The sequence below is a fragment of the Paraburkholderia sp. 2C genome (assembly GCF_054589215.1).
The window spans coordinates 30,413-47,490 of record NZ_BAAILL010000015.1; the positions used below are offsets into that span (position 1 = coordinate 30,413).

The following is a 17,078-nucleotide window of genomic DNA, read 5'->3' on the forward strand; positions in this document are numbered from 1 at the left end:
GCACGCGCAAGCCGTGCGATGCCGCTAGCGGCGGCGCGCGGGCGCACGGCGTGCCGGGGCCGGACGCGCAACGGCCTCGTCTTCCTCGTCTTCATCATCGGTGACGCGCGCGCCGCCGAACGGGCTCGCATTGGCCAGCTTGACGCGCACCGGCTTGTCGCCCCAGATTTCCTCGAGGTTGTAGTACTGGCGCAGCGCCGGCTGCAGGATATGCACGACCGCGTCGCCGCAGTCGACCAGCACCCATTCGCCGATGTCCTCGCCCTCGGTGCTGACGATATCGCCGCCTGCCTCTTTCACCTTCTCGCGCACGCTGGACGCGAGCGCTTTCGTCTGCCGGTTCGACGTGCCGCTCGCGATGATCACGCGGTCGAACAGCTCGGTCAGGTGGCTGGTGTTGAACACCTTGATGTCTTGTGCCTTGACGTCCTCGAGCGCGTCGACGATCGTGCGTTGCAGCTTGCGTATATCCATTTTTACGATTGGTAAAGGTGATGTTGAACAATATAGTCCCACACCGGGGCGGGAACCTGGCTTTCCGGGCCGGTGGTGGCTTTGCCGTTTGCGTCGTTTATGTCTTTCGCGTCGTTTGCCGTCGTGCCTGCGGCGTCGTTTGCTAACCGCGAGCGTTCGTCGAGGTGTGTTTTCAGCTGCGCGCGGATATCGGTTGCCGATACGTCGAATGCGAGTGTCGTATCGATGAGCAAACGGCCTGCCGGGGTGGCGCGCAGGACCTCGGCACTGGCTGCGCGGGCGGCGATCGCCGCGGCGACGGTCGGCGAGGTTGCCGACGGATCGAAGCCCGGCCGTGTCGCCGCGCAGATGTGCGCGTAGTCGAACAATTGCTGCCAGTCGTGCCACGTATCGAGGCGCACGAGCTGGTCCGCGCCGATCAGCAGCGACAGCGATGCGTCCGCGCCTTCGCGCTCGCGCCAGCGGCGCAAGGTGTCGACCGTATAGGTCGGGCCGTCGTGTTCGATCTCGTCGGTTGCGACCGCGATCGCTACGCCTGGCAGGTTCAGCGCGCCGGCCGCGGCGCGCGTCATCGCGAGACGATGCGGTGCGGACGATACGCCGGCCTTCTGCCACGGTTGCCCCGCGGGCAGCAGGATCAGCTCGGTCAGTTGCAGCACATCGGAAAAACGCCGGGCGAGCGCGAGATGGCCGTTGTGGATGGGGTCGAACGTGCCGCCGAGCACGCCGACGCGGCGTGACAGCGGCTTGCCCACCTGAGGTGACAAATCAGGTGGCACATCAGGTGACAAATGAGGCGACCGGCGAGGTGACCCGCGCGGCGGCCGATCCGGCGATCCATGCGGCTGTGGCGCCATCGTGGACGGCGCGCCTGTTTCGTTCAGACCCATTCGCGCGGTACGAGGAAATCGGTGTAAAGGCGCGCCTCGGGCGTGCCGGGCTCCGGCTGCCAGTCGTAGCGCCAGTTTGCGCCCGGCGGCATCGACATCAGGATCGACTCGGTACGCCCGCCGCTTTGCAGCCCGAACAGGGTGCCACGGTCGAACACGAGATTGAATTCGACGTAGCGGCCGCGCCGGTACGCCTGGAACTCGCGCTGTGCCTCGCCGTAGGGCGCGTTGCGGCGCTTCTCGATGATCGGCAGATACGCATCCAGAAACGCGTCGCCGACGCTCTTCGTCATCGCGAACGATTGCTCGAAGCCCGGCTCCGCGTAATCGTCGAAGAAAATGCCGCCGATGCCGCGCGCTTCGTTGCGATGCTTCAGGAAGAAGTAGTCGTCGCACCAGCGCTTGAAGCGCGGGTACAGGTCCGCACCGAACGGCTGCAGCGCGTCGCGGCAGGTGCGGTGAAAGTGCACGGCGTCTTCTTCGTAGCCGTAAAAGGGCGTGAGGTCCATGCCGCCGCCGAACCAGAACACCGGCGCTTCGCCTTCCTTCGTCGCGACGAGCATCCGCACGTTCATATGTACGGTCGGGCAGTACGGATTGTGCGGATGCAGCACCAGCGAGACGCCGGCCGCTTCGAAGCCGCGGCCCGCCAGCTGTGGGCGCAGCGCGCTGGCCGACGCGGGCAGCGCGTCGCCGGCGACATCCGAAAAGCCGATGCCCGCGCGCTCGAAAAACCGGCCGCCCTCGAGGATGCGCGTGCAGCCGCCGCCGCGCAGCTTGCCGCCGGGGGCACGCTGCCAGGTGTCGGTTGCGAGCGGAACGCCGTCGAATGCGCCGAGCGCATCGGCGATGCGGGTTTGCAGGCTCCGCAGCCAGCTGCGCACGGCCACTGCGTCGAAAGTCGAATCTGTCATCGGTCTGTGGAGGCCGCGTGTGATGCCGATCGCGGCGGATTGTTCGTCAAAAGGAAAAGGCCGAATCCCCGGCAAAGCCGGGGCCACGTCGGCAGGCAACGCGCCGTATTCTGTCATGCGCATGCCCACGATGGACGCGAAACGGCGGGTTCACGGGAGCCACGGCGCTCAGCGGCGCGCGCGCCGCGCGGATCGCAACCCGTTCATCGCACGAATGAGCGAAGTTTAGCGCCCCCGGGGCGGTCGGACACTCGTGGGGTGGCGAACCGCCGTGGTCGCGCGGCCGCGAAGAAACGCGGGACCGACTGCCCGGCGTTCTACCGGGTTTGCTCGCGCCTGCTAGTGCTTGCGATTCACTGCGCGATAACCGATATCGCGCCGGTACTGCATCCCGTCGAACGAAATCTGGTTGATCGTTTCGTACGCGACCGACTGCGCGCTGCGCACCGAATCGGCGAGGCCGACCACGCACAGCACGCGCCCGCCCGACGTGGCGAGCTTGCCGTTCGCGAGCGTCGTGCCGGCATGGAACGTCACCGCATCGGCCGTTTCGGCGGGAATGCCGTTGATCCGGTCGCCTTTGCGCGGCGTGTCCGGATAGTTGTGCGCGGCGAGCACGACGCCAAGCGCCGTGCGGCGGTCCCATTCGAGCTCGACCGTATCGAGCGTGCCGGCGATCGCCTGTTCGACGACCTTCGAAAAATCGCCCTTGAGACGCGCCATGATCGGCTGCGTCTCCGGGTCGCCCATCCGGCAGTTGAATTCGAGCGTCTTCGGGTTGCCCTGCGCGTCGATCATCAGGCCCGCATAGAGAAAGCCGGTAAAGCGGATGCCTTCCTTTTCCATGCCGCGCACGGTCGGCAGAATGATTTCGCGCATCACGCGCGCATGCAGCTGGGGTGTAACGATCGGCGCGGGCGAGTAGGCGCCCATGCCGCCGGTGTTCGGGCCTGCGTCGCCGTCGGAGAGGCGCTTGTGGTCCTGGCTCGAGGCGAGCGGCAGCACATGCTTGCCGTCGACCATCACGATAAAGCTTGCTTCTTCGCCCGCCAGAAACTCTTCGATCACGACGCGTGCGCCGGCATCGCCGAGCTTGTTGTCCGACAGCATCATGTCGACGGCCGCGTGCGCTTCTTCGCGTGTCTGTGCGACCACGACCCCCTTGCCCGCGGCCAGACCGTCGGCCTTGATCACGATCGGCGCGCCTTTTGCGTCGATATAGGCGTGCGCGGCGGCGGTATCGGCAAAGGTTTCGTATTCCGCGGTCGGGATCGCATGGCGCTTCATGAACGCCTTCGCGAAATCCTTCGAGCTTTCGAGCTGCGCGGCCTCGCGCGACGGTCCGAAGATCTTGAGCCCGCGCGAGCGGAACAGGTTGACGATGCCGGCCGCGAGCGGCTGTTCCGGCCCGACTAACGTAAAGGCGATCTGTTCCTTCTCCGCGAAGTCGGCGAGTGCGTTCAGATCGACGATGTCGACGTTGCGCAGACGCTCGTCCTGCGCGGTCCCGCCATTGCCCGGCGCGACATAGACGAGCTGGACCCGCGGCGACTGCGCGAGCTTCCACGCGAGCGCATGTTCGCGACCGCCGGATCCGACGACGAGTAACTTCATGAGATTCCCCGAATACTATCAACCATGAACGGCCGGCAAAAGGCTGCTAGTGCGCGGCCGGCCGTGAATACCTGCAAGATTCGCATAACTCGCATCGAACGCCTGTGACGAAGGCAACACAAATCGCCAAACCGAACGCCGGGCCGCCGCCCGTGGCTGAACGGCGGCGCGGCCGGCACTGCGTCACGCTTCGACGATCGCCGCGTTCGTGTACACCTCTTGTACGTCGTCGAGATTTTCGAGCGCATCGAGCAGTTTCTGCATCTTTACCGCGTCGTCGCCGGTGAACTCGACCTCGGTCTGCGGCTTCATCGTGACTTCGGCGAGTTCGGCCTTGAAGCCAGCGGCTTCGAGCGCGGTTTTGACCTTCGGGAAGTCGTTCGGCGGGCACAGCACCTCGATACTGCCGTCGTCGTTCGTGACGACGTCGTCGGCGCCCGCTTCGAGCGCTGCTTCCATCAGCTTGTCTTCGGCCGTGCCCGGCGCAAACAGGAACTGGCCGACGTGATCGAACATGAACGACACCGAGCCGTCCGTGCCCATATTGCCGCCGAACTTCGAAAACGCGTGCCGCACTTCGGCGACCGTGCGCGTGCGGTTGTCGGTCATCGTGTCGACGATGATCGCCGCGCCGCCGATGCCGTAGCCTTCGTAGCGGATTTCCTCATAGTTCGCGCCGTCGACGCCGCCGGTGCCGCGCTGGATCGCGCGGTTGATATTGTCCTTCGGCATGTTCGCGTCGTATGCCTTGTCGACCGCGAGCCGCAGACGCGGGTTCGAGTCGATCTCTCCGCCGCCCATGCGTGCGGCAACCTGAATTTCCTTGATGAGCCGCGTCCAGACCTTGCCCTTTTTGGCGTCGGCTGCTGCTTTCTTATGCTTGATGTTGGCCCATTTCGAATGACCCGCCATACTTTTCTCCAGCGCGCGCGCCAGCGGGGCGCACGCATGTGCAATGTGTTGTCGCGTGTTGGTGTGCAATGTGGGCGCGTTTCGCGAGGCGCGCCTGAGTGTGCACCGAGCTCCATGGGCACTCATTGGCCACTTTGTTGACCACTCATTGGCCCGATTCGCCCGAGGTCCGCTCAGTGTCCCATATGCCGCACCCTGCAGACGTGAGAGCGCGATGTGCGAGGCGATTCAGGCAGGGTGAGCCGCTCGATAAGCAGACTGCGATTTTATCATGCCGCCGATGCGCGGCGAATGCGTCGCGCGGCTGCGGCGCCCCTGTGGCGCGCGGGCGGCGCACGTGGGGCAGCGCGAAACGGCCGACGGAAGGCGCTGTGCGGGGCCGCTAGTTCTTGGTGCCGAACAGCCGGTCGCCGGCGTCGCCCAAACCCGGGATGATGTAAGCGTGCTCGTCCAGATGCGAATCGAGCGACGCGACAAAGAGCTTCACATCGGGATGCGCGTCATGAAAAACCTTGACGCCTTCGGGCGCCGCGACGAGCGCAAGAAATGAAATATTCTCGCCGGCCACGCCGCGGCGCTTCAGCACATCGACCGCATGGACCGCCGAATAGCCGGTCGCGACCATCGGGTCGCACAGAATGAAGATGCGGTCTTCGAGATCGGGCAGCCGCACCAGATATTCGACCGGCCGATGGTCCGTATCGCGGTATACGCCGATATGGCCAACCCGCGCCGATGGAATCAGTTCCATGAGCCCATCCGACATGCCGACGCCCGCGCGCAGCACCGGCACGATCGCGAGCTTCTTGCCGGCGATCACCGGCGCATCGACCTCGACAAGCGGCGTGGTGACGCGGCGCGTTGTCATGGGCAGGTTGCGCGTGATCTCGTAGCCCATCAGCAAGGTGATTTCGCGCAGCAACTCGCGGAACGTGCGCGTCGACGTATCGCGGTCGCGCATATGCGTGAGTTTGTGCTGGATCAGCGGGTGATCGAGGATAAACAGATTGGGAAAACGGCTGTCCTGTGTCATGGCGCGGCGCGAGGCGAAGGGATGGAAGACGGACCGGGAGACCGATGCGCCACTCGCGCAAGTTTACCGAAAGTATTGGCAGAAGAAACCCAGGATTTCCAGAACCGGCCATTCGCCTCATTCGGCCCATTCTTCGATCCGATTGACCGGATAAGGCGGCGTCGGCAGCCTGGCGTCGATTCTTCTAGAATCGGGGCAGTCGCGGCCGACCGTCATCGGGACCGCCCGTCGCGCATAACAAGCAATGCGTATCAACAGGAGAGACGCGTCGAGACACGCACCAGGAGACGCATCAAGAGACGCATCGAGAGACGTACCAGGCGGCATTCAACGAGGAGACTATTTCATGGATCTGGGAATCGCAGGGCGCACGGCGCTGGTTTGCGCGGCGAGCAAGGGGCTTGGCCGCGGCTGCGCCGAGGCGCTGGCGGCCGAAGGCGTGCATATCGTGATCCTCGCGCGCACGGCCGGGACGCTCGAGGAAACCGCCGAGGTAATCCGCGCCACCGTCGCCGCAACAAGCGGCGCGAGCGTGAAGACCGTCGCTTGCGACATCACGACGCCGGAGGGCCGCGCCGCTGCGCTCGCGGCGTGTCCGCAGCCCGACATTCTCGTCACCAACGCCGGTGGTCCGCCGCCTGGCGACTTCCGCAGCTTTACGCACGACGACTGGATCGGCGCGCTCGAGGCGAACATGCTCACGCCGATCGAGCTGATTCGCGCGACGATCGACGGCATGATCTCGCGTGGCTTCGGGCGCGTGGTCAACATTACGAGTTCGTCGGTGAAGGCGCCGATCGATGCGCTCGGTCTCTCGAACGGCGCGCGCTCGGGCCTGACCGGGTTTGTCGCCGGTGTCGCGCGCAAGGTCGCGCCGCACGGCGTGACGATCAATAATCTGCTGCCCGGCGCATTCGACACGGATCGCATCGCGGCGACGATGGCGGCACAGATGAAGGCGCACAACATCACCATGGACGAAGCGCGCACGCGGCGCGTGGCCGGCATTCCGGCGCGCCGTTTCGGCACATCGGACGAGTTCGGCCGCACCTGCGCATTTTTGTGCAGCGTGCATGCGGGCTATATCACGGGGCAAAATCTGCTGATCGACGGCGGCGCCTATCCGGGCACTTATTGAGCCGGCAATGAACGCGTAATGAGCGGGTAATGAACGTGCAATACGAACGTGCAATACACCGCAACCACATTCAAGCCACGGTATTCAAGGCGACGCATTCAAGTGACAATAATCACGGAATAACAAGGGGGAACCGATACATGACAGCACGCATCGCACTGATTGCCCACGATCATAAGAAGGACGACATCGTCAAACTCGCCGGCGAATATGCCGGGACGTTAAAGCGCTGCGATCTGCTCGCGACCGGCACGACGGGGGCGCGCGTAACGGCGGCGCACGGGCTCGAGGTGGAACGGATGCTGTCCGGCCCGAACGGCGGCGATTTGCAGATCGGCGCGCAGCTCGCCGAAGGCCGCGTCGACATGGTGATTTTTCTGCGCGACCCGATGACGCCGCAGCCGCACGAGCCCGATATCAACGCGCTCGTGCGCGCGTGCGACGTGCATAACGTGCCGTGCGCGACGAATATCTCGACCGCACGGATGATTCTCGATGTACTGACGCTGCGCATGACGCAGCATGTCTGAACGAGCAGGACGAACTGGAGAGCAGCAACGATGGTCAAGGCGATACGATTCGACAGGACAGGCGGCCCCGACGTGATGAAGTGGGTCGACGTCGACGTGGGCGATCCCGGCGCGGGCGAAATCCGCATCAAACAACATGCGGTCGGCCTCAATTACATCGACGTGTATTTCCGCAACGGCCTGTATCCGTTGCCGCTGCCCGGCGGCCTCGGCATGGAAGCCGCCGGTGAAGTCGTCGCGGTCGGCGAAGGCGTCACGCTGTTCAAGGAGGGCGATCGCGTCGCCTATGCGGAGCGTCCGCCGGGCGCGTATGCGCAGGAGCGCGTGATGCCGGCCGCGAAGGTCGTGAAGATTCCCGATGCGATCGGTTATGACGAGGCCGCGTCGGTCATGCTGCAAGGCCTGACCGCGCAATACCTGCTGCGCCGCACGTACCGCGTGCAAGCCGGCGACACGATCCTGATCCAGGCGGCCGCGGGCGGCGTGGGCCTGTTTGTCTGCCAGTGGGCGAAGGCGCTCGGCGCGACCGTGATCGGCACGGTCGGCTCGGACGAAAAAGCGGAAATCGCGAGGGCGCACGGCTGCGACCACCCGATCGTCTACACGCGCGAGAACTTTACGAAGCGCGTGCGCGAAATCACGAACGGCGCGGGCGTGCCGGTCGTCTACGATTCGATCGGCAAGGATACGTTTATCGCCTCGCTCGATTGTCTCGCGCCGCTCGGCATGTTCGTCACGTTCGGCAGTTCGTCGGGCCCGTTGCCGCCGATCGAGTCGCAGGAACTCGCGAGCCGCGGCTCGCTCTTTTTCACGCGGCCGACGCTCTTTTCCTATATCGGCAAGCGCAGCGACCTCGAAGCGATGTCGGCGGAACTGTTCGACGTGCTCGTCTCGGGCAAGGTGAAGACGAGCGTGAACCAGCGCTACGCGCTCGCCGATGTCGCGAGGGCGCACGAAGACCTCGAAGCGCGGCGTACGACAGGCTCGACGATTCTCGTGCCCTGATCACAAGAAAACCGCATAAACGCGATTAGCGCCGTGTTAAAGGTTCTTTAGCCGATCCTTACTTTTTTACCGGGCGCCGCCGTACCGTGCGGCGCCTTGTGCCGCGGGCCTCGCGCGCCCGCGCGGCCGCCGCGGCAGAACTTTCAAAGCCGTTCCATGTAACCGTGGAACGGCTTTTTGTTTACGCGTTTTTTATACCGTTCCAACAATCTTTGACCAGGCCTTTATCTGAATCGGCATAACGTTCCGCATCCATAGCCAACAATGGGGAACATGAAATGGATGTGCTGTATGTCGGGGGCCTCGTGGTCATCACGGTGCTCACCTTCGGGCTCGTCGCCGGCTGCTCGAAGCTGATGCAATTCCGGCGGGGACAAGGAGCGCGCTCATGAACTGGATCCTTTGGCTATCCGGCGCCGCGACGGCGTTCCTCTTCGTTTATCTGGTCTATGCGCTGCTGCGCGCGGAGGACATTGAATGAACGCCAACAATGTCTTGCAGGTGACGGTTTTTATCGTCGTCCTGCTCGCGCTGTCCGTGCCGGTCGCGGGCTATATGACGCGTGTCATGGATGGCACGTCGCGTGTCGTGCGCTGGTTCAGCCCGCTCGAGAAGCTGCTGTATCGCATCGCCGGCGTCGATCCGTCGGCCGAGATGGGCTGGAAGCAATACACCATCGTGACGCTCGCATTCAACGTGCTCGGCCTCGCGGTCCTGTATCTGATCCTGCGTGTGCAAGGCCTGCTGCCGGGCAATCCGCAAGGGCTGGGTGCGATGACGCCCGACGGCGCCTTCAACACCGCGATCAGCTTCGTGTCGAACACGAACTGGCAGGACTACTCGGGTGAGCAGACGGTCAGCTATCTGACGCAGATGCTCGGCTTCACCGTGCAGAACTTCCTGTCGGCGGCGACCGGCATTGTCGTCGTGATCGCGCTGATCCGCGGCTTCGCGCGCCATTCGGCCAAAACCATCGGCAACTTCTGGGTCGATATCACGCGCGTGACGATGTACGTGCTGATCCCGATGTCGGTGATCATTGCCGTGGTCCTCATGAGCCAGGGCGTGATCCAGAACTTCAAGGCCTACGAGGATGTGCCGACGCTGCAGACCACCACGTATGCGGCGCCGAAGCTCGACGCGCAAGGCAATCCGGTGAAGGACGCGAAGGGCAATCCGGTGACCGTCGATACGCCGGTCACGAAGCAGACGCTCGCCATGGGCCCGGTCGCCTCGCAGGAAGCGATCAAGATGCTCGGCACGAACGGCGGCGGCTTCTTCAACGCGAACTCCGCGCATCCGTATGAGAACCCGACACCGTTCGCGAACTTCGTCCAGATGATTTCGATGCTGATCATCCCGGCGGCGCTGTGTCTCGTATTCGGCCGGATGATCGCCGACAAGCGTCAGGGCGTCGCGCTGCTCGCTTTCATGACGATCGCGTTCGCGGTGTGCATCGCCGTCGAGATCGGCTCCGAGCAGGCCGGCAACCCGGCGTTCACCGCGCTGCACGTCGATCAGACCGCGAGCGCGCTGCAGTCGGGCGGCAACATGGAAGGCAAGGAAACGCGCTTCGGTATCGCGCAGTCGGGCATCTTCGCGGTCGCGACCACGGCGGCTTCGTGCGGCGCGGTCAACAACGCGCACGATTCGCTCACGCCGCTGGGCGGTCTCGTGCCGATGCTGTTGATCCAGCTGGGCGAAGTGATCTTCGGCGGAGTCGGTTCCGGTCTCTACGGCGCACTCGCGTTCGCGCTGCTGGCGGTGTTCGTGGCGGGCCTGATGATCGGCCGCACGCCCGAATATGTTGGCAAGAAGATCGAAGCCTACGAGATGAAGATGGTGTCGATCGTGATCCTGCTGACACCGCTGCTGGTGCTGGTCGGCGCGTCGATCGGCGTGCTCACGGATGCGGGCAAGGCCGGCGTCCTGAACCCCGGTCCGCACGGCTTCTCGGAAATCCTCTACGCGTTCAGCTCGGCCGCGAACAACAACGGCAGCGCCTTTGGCGGCCTGACGGTGAGCACGCCGTTCTACAACGTGTTCCTCGGCATCGCGATGTGGTTCGGCCGCTTCGGTTCGCTGATCGCGGTGCTGGCGATCGCCGGCTCGCTCGCGGAGAAGAAGCGCCTTGGCGTTACGGGCGGCACGCTGCCGACGCATGGTTCGCTCTTCGTCGTGCTGCTGCTTGGCACTGTGCTGCTGGTCGGCGCGCTGACCTACGTCCCGGCGCTCGCGCTCGGTCCCGGCGTCGAGCAGCTGATGATGGTTCTCGGCCATTGATGGCGGGGCTCGCAGACAGAATTATTCGAGGAAGAAATGACTGAACATTCCGCAACCCGGTCCATGTTCGACCCGGCGCTGATCCGCCCGGCGATCGTGGACTCCTTCAAGAAACTGACGCCGCGCACGCAGTTCCGCAACCCGGTGATGTTCTGCGTGTATGTCGGCAGCATCCTGACCACGATTCTGTGGGTGGCTGCGCTCGCGGGACAGGCCGAGGCGCCGGCGGGCTTCATTCTCGCCGTGTCGCTGTGGCTGTGGTTCACGGTGCTCTTCGCCAACTTCGCGGAGGCGCTCGCCGAAGGCCGTTCGAAGGCCCAGGCCGCGTCGCTGCGCAGCGCGAAGAAAGACGTGATGGCCAAGAAGCTCAACGAGCCGCACCCGAAGGCGCCGATCCGCATCACGACGGCCACCGATCTGCGCAAGGGCGATGTCGTGCTCGTCGAAACGGGCGACACGATTCCGGCCGACGGCGAAGTGATCGAAGGCGTCGCGTCGGTCGACGAGTCGGCGATCACCGGTGAATCCGCGCCGGTGATCCGCGAGTCGGGCGGCGACTTTTCGTCGGTGACGGGCGGCACGCGCGTGCTGTCCGACTGGATCGTCGTGCGTGTCACGGCGAATCCGGGCGAAGCGTTTCTCGACCGCATGATCGCGATGGTCGAAGGCGCGAAGCGTCAGAAAACGCCGAACGAAATCGCGCTTACCATTCTGCTCGTCGCGTTGACCATCGTGCTGCTGCTCGCCACGGCCACGCTGCTGCCGTTCTCGATGTACGCGGTCGACGCGGTCAAGGCAGGCCACGTCGTCACGATCACGGTGCTGGTCGCGCTGCTCGTCTGCCTGATTCCGACGACGATCGGCGGTTTGCTCTCGGCGATCGGCGTGGCCGGCATGAGCCGCATGATGCAGGCGAACGTGATCGCCACCTCGGGCCGCGCGGTCGAAGCGGCCGGCGACGTCGACGTGCTGCTGCTCGACAAGACCGGCACGATTACGCTCGGCAACCGCCAGGCATCGGCTTTCGTGCCGGCGCCGGGCGTAACCGAAGAAGCGCTCGCCGATTCCGCGCAACTCGCGTCGCTCGCCGACGAGACGCCGGAAGGCCGCAGCGTCGTCGTGCTCGCGAAGCAGCGCTTCAATATCCGCCAGCGCGATATGGCCGCGCTGCATCCGACTTTCATTGCGTTCAGCGCGCAGACGCGCATGAGCGGCGTCGACCTCGCGGAGCGCGAGATCCGCAAGGGCGCCTCCGATGCGGTGAAGGCTTACGTCGAAGCGCGCGGCGGCCGTTTCCCGGCTGAAGTGCACAACGTCGTGACCGAAGTCGCGCGGCGCGGCAGCACACCGCTCGTGGTCGCCGAGAAGGGCGAGCACGGCGCGCGCGTGCTCGGCGTGATCGAGCTGAAGGACGTCGTGAAGGGCGGCATCAAGGAGCGTTTTGCCGAACTGCGCAAGATGGGCATCAAGACCGTGATGGTGACCGGCGACAACCGGCTGACCGCCGCGGCGATCGCGGCCGAAGCGGGGGTCGACGACTTCCTCGCGGAAGCGACGCCCGAAGCGAAGCTCGCGACGATCCGTGCGCATCAGGCCGAAGGACGCCTGGTCGCGATGACCGGCGACGGCACGAACGACGCGCCGGCGCTCGCCCAGGCCGACGTCGCGGTCGCGATGAACACCGGTACGCAGGCCGCGAAGGAAGCGGGCAACATGGTCGACCTCGACTCGAATCCGACCAAGCTCATCGAGATTGTCGAGATCGGCAAGCAGATGCTGATGACGCGCGGCTCGCTGACCACGTTCTCGATCGCCAACGACGTTGCGAAGTACTTCGCGATCATTCCGGCGGCATTCGCTTCGACGTATCCGCAGCTGCGCGTGCTCGACGTCATGCACCTCACGACTCCGGCCTCGGCGATTCTCTCGGCGGTGATCTTCAACGCGATCATCATCGTGCTGCTGATTCCGCTCGCGTTGAAAGGCGTCAAGTACCGGCCGATCGGCGCCGCATCGCTATTGCGCCGCAACCTGCTGGTGTACGGCCTCGGCGGCATCATCCTGCCGTTCCCGTGCATCAAGCTGATCGACATGGTGATCGCCGCATGCGGCTGGGCCTGATGCGCGCTACGTGTTGAATTGAGGAAACCATCATGAAATCCATGTTTCGTCCACTGATCGTGCTGTTCGTCGTGCTCACTGCGATCACCGGTCTCGCGTATCCCGCTGTGATGACCGGCATCGGCCAGGCTGTGTTCAACCACGAGGCGAACGGCAGCCTGATCGAGCAGAACAGCAAGGTGGTCGGCTCCGCGCTGATCGGCCAGCAGTTCGATGCGCCGAAGTATTTCTGGGGGCGCCTGTCGGCCACGAGCCCGAACCCGTACAACGCGAGCGGTTCGAGCGCGTCGAACCTCGGTCCGTTGAATTCGTCGCTGACCGATAACGTGAAGGGCCGCCTCGATGCGTTGAAGGCAGCCGGCACCGATATGTCGCAGCCGGTGCCCGTCGACCTCGTGACCTCGTCGGGCAGCGGTCTCGACCCCGAGATCACGCCGGCCGCGGCCGCTTACCAGGTCGCGCGTGTCGCGAAGGTGCGCAACCTGCAGCCGGCCGACGTGCAGGCGCTCGTCGACCGTTACACGATGGGCCGCCAGTTCGGCATCTTCGGCGAGCCGCGCGTGAACGTGCTCGAGCTGAACCTCGCGCTCGACGCGATGCAGCACGGCTGATCCATTGAACTGCTGTGAGGGCGGGGCGGCGCTCAAGCGGGCGCCGCCCCGATCGTCTTTGTGGCGCGGTGTTTTTTTATCCCGTCTTAACCGATGCACGACGCTCGTTTGCGTGCATTGCACCTGGCGTGTCACCATGAGCGAATTACGTTTGCATGGCGGCCTCGACCTTCCGATCGAAGAGCCGCTTCAAGCATGAACCGACCTGATCCCGACGAGTTGCTCGGCAAACTGCAGCGCGAAGAAGAACGGCGCCAGCGCGGCAAGCTGAAGGTATTTTTTGGCGCTTCCGCCGGCGTCGGCAAGACCTATGCGATGTTGCAGGCCGCGCGGCGGCGCAAGGAAGAAGGCATCGATGTCGTGGTCGGCATTGCCGAAACGCATGGCCGCGCCGAAACGGCCGCGCTGCTCGAGGGGCTCGACGTGTTGCCGCTCGCGCGGATTGCCTATCGCGGGCGGCAGCTCGGCGAATTCGATCTCGACGCGGCGCTCGAACGCAAACCGCAACTGATTCTCGTCGACGAGCTCGCGCATTCGAACGTGACCGGCGCGCGGCATGCGAAGCGCTGGCAGGACGTCTACGAGCTGCTCGACGCGGGCATCGACGTTTATACGACGGTCAATGTCCAGCACCTCGAAAGTCTCAACGACGTGGTCGGGCAGATTACCGGCATCCGCGTCTGGGAGACCGTGCCCGACCGTGTGTTCGATCGTGCCGACGAAGTCACGCTCGTCGATCTGCCCGCCGAGGAACTGCTCGACCGCATGCGCGACGGCAAGGTCTATCTGCCGCAGCAGGCCGAGCGCGCGGTGCGCAACTTTTTTCGCAAGGGCAACCTGATCGCGCTGCGCGAGCTCGCGCTGCGGCGCACCGCGGACCGCGTCGACGCGCAGATGCGCGAGTACCGCGCGGACCGCTCGATCCAGCATATCTGGCAGGCGCGCGAGCGGCTGCTCGTGTGCGTGGGGCCGGGGCCGGAGGCACCGATGCTCGTGCGCGCGGCCGCGCGACTGGCAGCCGCGCTGAAGGCCGACTGGATCGCGGTTTACGTCGAAACACCGAAGCTGCAGCGGCTTCCCGACGAGCGCCGCGAACGCACGCTCAATGCGCTGCGCCTCGCGGCCGAACTCGGCGCGGAAACGGCGACGCTCGCCGGCGCCGATGCGGTCGCGACGCTCGCCGGTTATGCGCGCGTGCGCAATGTGTCGAAGCTCGTGGCGGGCGGCTCGTCGCGCATCGGACTTTCGCGCTGGCTGCGGCGGCCGTTCGGCGAGCGCCTTGCCGAGCGCGCCGACGATCTCGACCTCACGCTGATCCGCGCGATGACCGAGCGCGGCAGCGCGCGCGAGATCGCGCGTGAAGCGGGACGTGAAGCGGGGCAGGACGCCGACGCAAGCGCCTGGCGCGACGCGCTGCGCACCGCGCGCGAACGGCGCTCGCCGCGCAGCGCTTACGCGTGGGCCGTTGCGATTTGCGCGGCGGTCACGTTTATCGCGAGCCTTCTGATCGGCCATATCGATCTCGCGAACCTCGTCATGCTGTACCTGCTCGGCGTGATATTCACCGCGGTGCGGCTCGGGCGCGGGCCGGGCGTCGTGCTGTCGTTCCTGAGCGTCGCCGCGTTCGACTTCTTCTTCGTGCCGCCGCGCATGTCGCTGTCGGTCACCGATACGCAGTATCTGCTGACCTTTCTCGGCATGCTGCTCACGTCGCTCGTGATCAGCCATCTGACATCGAGCCTGCGCCGCGAGGCGAGCGTCGCGCAGCGGCGCGAGCAGCGCACGGGCGCGATGTACGCGATGGCGCGCGAACTCGCGGCCGCCTTGACGACCGAACAGATCATCGGCATCGGCAGCCGCCACGTGAGCGAGGTGTTCCGCGCGCGCGTCGCCATCCTGCTGCCGGACAGCGCCGATCAGGTCAAACAGAAGGTCGACGATCCGGACCAGCAGATCATGCTCGACGGCGCGGCGCTCGATGTCGACGTCGGCCAGTGGGTGTACGACCAGCAGAAGCCCGCGGGGCACGGCACCGACACGCTGCCGGCCGCGCTCGCGCTGTATCTGCCGCTGAAGGCGCCGATGCGCACGCGCGGCGTGCTGGCGGTGAAGATGCAGGACGAGCGCGAGCTCGACGTGCCCGAGCAGCAACGCATGCTCGAGGCGTTCGCCGCGCAGATCGCGCTTGCGCTCGAGCGCGTGCACTACGTCGAGATCGCGCGCGACGCGCTCGTCAACATGGAATCGGAGCGGCTGCGCAACTCGCTGCTGTCGGCGATTTCGCACGATCTGCGCACGCCGCTCACGACCATCGTCGGCTTCTCGTCGATGCTCGCGCAGGCGCGCGCCGCGCAGAACGCGGCGGAAGGCGCCGCCGCGCATGCCTCGTCCGAAGATGCGCTCGAAGAAACGACGCACGCGCAGTCGCGGGCGATCGACGACCTCGTCGATGCGATCCACGAAGAATCGATGCGCATGGCCGGCATCGTGACGAACCTGCTCGATATGGCGCGGCTGCAGGCGGGCGGCCTGCAGTTGAACCGGCAATGGTCGCTGCTCGAAGAAACGGTGGGCGCCGCGTTGCGCACGTGCCGGCGCGTGCTCGAGCGCCATCCGGTGCAGGTGCAGCTGCCGCCCGATCTGCCGCTGCTGCAGCTCGACGCCGTGCTGATGGAGCGGCTCTTTGCGAATCTCTTCGAAAACGCTGCGAAGTACACGCCGGCCGATACGCCCTTGGTCATCGGCGCGCAGCGGATCGACGAGGACGGCAAGCCGTTTGTGCGCGTCACCGTCGACGATTCCGGGCCGGGCCTGCCGGCCGGCATGGAGTCGCGTATCTTCGAGAAATTCACACGCGGCGAGAAGGAATCGGCGAAGCCCGGCATCGGTCTCGGGCTCGCCATCTGCCGCGCGATCGTCGACGCGCATGACGGAAGGATCGGCGCCGCCAATCGCATCGCGCCGGACGGGCATATCGAGGGCGCGCGCTTCTGGTTCACGCTGCCGGTCGAGACGCCGCCGCCGGTGCCGGAGGCGCTTGAAGAAGAGTCTGAAGAAGACAACGGGGCCGACGAGGCGGGGCGTGCCGATCCGTCGGGCGGCGCGCCGTCGGGCGGCGGTTCGTCGGGCAACCGCGAGCCGGCCCCGACAACGACAACACTAGCGAAACCTACCCATGAGTGACCCGAGTATCACGGTCGTACTGATCGAAGACGAAAAACAGATTCGCCGTTTCGTGCGCGCGTCGCTGGAGGGCGAGGGCATCGTCGTGCACGACGCGCAGACCGGCAAGCAGGGGCTTGTCGAAGCGGCGACGCGCAAGCCCGACCTCGTGATCGTCGATCTCGGCCTGCCCGATACCGACGGCCTCGACGTGATCCGCGAACTGCGCGGCTGGAGCGACCTGCCGGTGATCGTGCTGTCCGCGCGCACGCAGGAAAGCGAGAAGGTGGCGGCGCTCGACGCGGGCGCCGACGACTATCTGACCAAGCCGTTCGGCGTCTCGGAGTTGCTCGCGCGGATCCGCGCGCACCTGCGCCGGCGCAACCAGGCG

16 protein-coding genes are annotated in these 17,078 nt (G+C 65.4%); 10 read left to right on the forward strand and 6 right to left on the reverse strand.

Going from position 1 to position 17,078, the window contains the following annotated elements:
- Positions 1–24 precede the first annotated feature (24 nt).
- From rsfS to upp, 6 genes are all read right to left on the reverse strand, one after another.
- Positions 25–474, reverse strand: coding sequence for a ribosome silencing factor (gene rsfS, locus ACYPXD_RS03415; protein ID WP_459707471.1), 450 nt, complete (start codon positions 472–474; stop codon positions 25–27).
- 2 nt (positions 475–476) lie between these two features.
- Complete coding sequence (locus ACYPXD_RS03420; RefSeq protein ID WP_459707641.1) at positions 477–1,217, reverse strand: nicotinate-nucleotide adenylyltransferase; 741 nt, start codon at positions 1,215–1,217, stop codon at positions 477–479.
- A 137-nt stretch (positions 1,218–1,354) separates the two neighbouring features.
- A complete protein-coding gene (gene hemF / locus ACYPXD_RS03425) occupies positions 1,355–2,278 on the reverse strand; it encodes an oxygen-dependent coproporphyrinogen oxidase (RefSeq protein ID WP_459707473.1) in 924 nt (307 codons plus the stop codon).
- Between the two features lie 339 nt (positions 2,279–2,617).
- Positions 2,618–3,892: a phosphoribosylamine--glycine ligase gene (gene purD / locus ACYPXD_RS03430; RefSeq protein ID WP_459707475.1), complete on the reverse strand. Its 1,275-nt coding sequence runs from the start codon at positions 3,890–3,892 to the stop codon at positions 2,618–2,620.
- 183 nt (positions 3,893–4,075) lie between these two features.
- Positions 4,076–4,804, reverse strand: coding sequence for a YebC/PmpR family DNA-binding transcriptional regulator (locus ACYPXD_RS03435; RefSeq protein WP_459707477.1), 729 nt, complete (start codon positions 4,802–4,804; stop codon positions 4,076–4,078).
- 382 nt (positions 4,805–5,186) lie between these two features.
- On the reverse strand, positions 5,187–5,837 hold the full coding sequence (upp, locus tag ACYPXD_RS03440) for a uracil phosphoribosyltransferase (protein WP_459707479.1): 651 nt from the start codon (positions 5,835–5,837) through the stop codon (positions 5,187–5,189).
- A 346-nt stretch (positions 5,838–6,183) separates the two neighbouring features.
- On the opposite strand from upp, the gene ACYPXD_RS03445 reads away from it, so the two are divergent.
- The 10 genes from ACYPXD_RS03445 to ACYPXD_RS03490 all read left to right on the forward strand — a co-directional run.
- Complete coding sequence (locus tag ACYPXD_RS03445; RefSeq protein ID WP_459707481.1) at positions 6,184–6,975, forward strand: SDR family oxidoreductase; 792 nt, start codon at positions 6,184–6,186, stop codon at positions 6,973–6,975.
- A 140-nt stretch (positions 6,976–7,115) separates the two neighbouring features.
- Complete coding sequence (locus ACYPXD_RS03450; protein ID WP_459707483.1) at positions 7,116–7,505, forward strand: methylglyoxal synthase; 390 nt, start codon at positions 7,116–7,118, stop codon at positions 7,503–7,505.
- Between the two features lie 30 nt (positions 7,506–7,535).
- Positions 7,536–8,510, forward strand: a complete 975-nt coding sequence (locus ACYPXD_RS03455) for a quinone oxidoreductase family protein (RefSeq protein ID WP_459707485.1) — start codon at positions 7,536–7,538, stop codon at positions 8,508–8,510.
- Positions 8,511–8,788: 278 nt separating this feature from the next.
- Complete coding sequence (locus tag ACYPXD_RS03460; RefSeq protein WP_075157633.1) at positions 8,789–8,902, forward strand: potassium ABC transporter ATPase; 114 nt, start codon at positions 8,789–8,791, stop codon at positions 8,900–8,902.
- Positions 8,899–8,991, forward strand: coding sequence for a K(+)-transporting ATPase subunit F (gene kdpF / locus ACYPXD_RS03465; RefSeq protein WP_075157632.1), 93 nt, complete (start codon positions 8,899–8,901; stop codon positions 8,989–8,991). The genes ACYPXD_RS03460 and kdpF overlap by 4 nt, the downstream gene beginning before the upstream one ends.
- The gene (gene kdpA / locus ACYPXD_RS03470) at positions 8,988–10,793 is read left to right on the forward strand and encodes a potassium-transporting ATPase subunit KdpA (protein ID WP_459707489.1); all 1,806 of its coding nucleotides are present in this window, start codon (positions 8,988–8,990) and stop codon (positions 10,791–10,793) included. The genes kdpF and kdpA overlap by 4 nt, the downstream gene beginning before the upstream one ends.
- 36 nt (positions 10,794–10,829) lie before the next feature.
- Complete coding sequence (kdpB, locus tag ACYPXD_RS03475; RefSeq protein ID WP_459707491.1) at positions 10,830–12,914, forward strand: potassium-transporting ATPase subunit KdpB; 2,085 nt, start codon at positions 10,830–10,832, stop codon at positions 12,912–12,914.
- 32 nt (positions 12,915–12,946) lie between these two features.
- On the forward strand, positions 12,947–13,525 hold the full coding sequence (gene kdpC / locus ACYPXD_RS03480) for a potassium-transporting ATPase subunit KdpC (RefSeq protein ID WP_459707493.1): 579 nt from the start codon (positions 12,947–12,949) through the stop codon (positions 13,523–13,525).
- Between the two features lie 195 nt (positions 13,526–13,720).
- Positions 13,721–16,708, forward strand: coding sequence for a DUF4118 domain-containing protein (locus tag ACYPXD_RS03485; protein ID WP_459707495.1), 2,988 nt, complete (start codon positions 13,721–13,723; stop codon positions 16,706–16,708).
- Positions 16,701–17,078, forward strand: a 378-nt coding sequence (locus ACYPXD_RS03490) for a response regulator (protein ID WP_459707498.1), incomplete at its 3' end; no start/stop codon positions are given. The genes ACYPXD_RS03485 and ACYPXD_RS03490, both read left to right, overlap by 8 nt.

Excerpts from the sequence above, each read along its gene's own strand:
- kdpC (WP_459707493.1), top strand. The coding sequence starts at position 12,947 with ATGAAATCCATGTTTCGTCCACTGATCGTGCTGTTCGTCGTGCTCACT.
- ACYPXD_RS03435 (WP_459707477.1), bottom strand. The coding sequence starts at position 4,804 with ATGGCGGGTCATTCGAAATGGGCCAACATCAAGCATAAGAAAGCAGCA.
- purD (WP_459707475.1), bottom strand. The coding sequence starts at position 3,892 with ATGAAGTTACTCGTCGTCGGATCCGGCGGTCGCGAACATGCGCTCGCG.
- upp (WP_459707479.1), bottom strand. The coding sequence starts at position 5,837 with ATGACACAGGACAGCCGTTTTCCCAATCTGTTTATCCTCGATCACCCG.
- ACYPXD_RS03455 (WP_459707485.1), top strand. The coding sequence starts at position 7,536 with ATGGTCAAGGCGATACGATTCGACAGGACAGGCGGCCCCGACGTGATG.
- hemF (WP_459707473.1), bottom strand. The coding sequence starts at position 2,278 with ATGACAGATTCGACTTTCGACGCAGTGGCCGTGCGCAGCTGGCTGCGG.
- ACYPXD_RS03445 (WP_459707481.1), top strand. The coding sequence starts at position 6,184 with ATGGATCTGGGAATCGCAGGGCGCACGGCGCTGGTTTGCGCGGCGAGC.
- kdpA (WP_459707489.1), top strand. The coding sequence starts at position 8,988 with ATGAACGCCAACAATGTCTTGCAGGTGACGGTTTTTATCGTCGTCCTG.
- rsfS (WP_459707471.1), bottom strand. The coding sequence starts at position 474 with ATGGATATACGCAAGCTGCAACGCACGATCGTCGACGCGCTCGAGGAC.
- ACYPXD_RS03460 (WP_075157633.1), top strand. The coding sequence starts at position 8,789 with ATGGATGTGCTGTATGTCGGGGGCCTCGTGGTCATCACGGTGCTCACC.
- kdpB (WP_459707491.1), top strand. The coding sequence starts at position 10,830 with ATGACTGAACATTCCGCAACCCGGTCCATGTTCGACCCGGCGCTGATC.
- ACYPXD_RS03485 (WP_459707495.1), top strand. The coding sequence starts at position 13,721 with ATGAACCGACCTGATCCCGACGAGTTGCTCGGCAAACTGCAGCGCGAA.
- ACYPXD_RS03450 (WP_459707483.1), top strand. The coding sequence starts at position 7,116 with ATGACAGCACGCATCGCACTGATTGCCCACGATCATAAGAAGGACGAC.
- kdpF (WP_075157632.1), top strand. The coding sequence starts at position 8,899 with ATGAACTGGATCCTTTGGCTATCCGGCGCCGCGACGGCGTTCCTCTTC.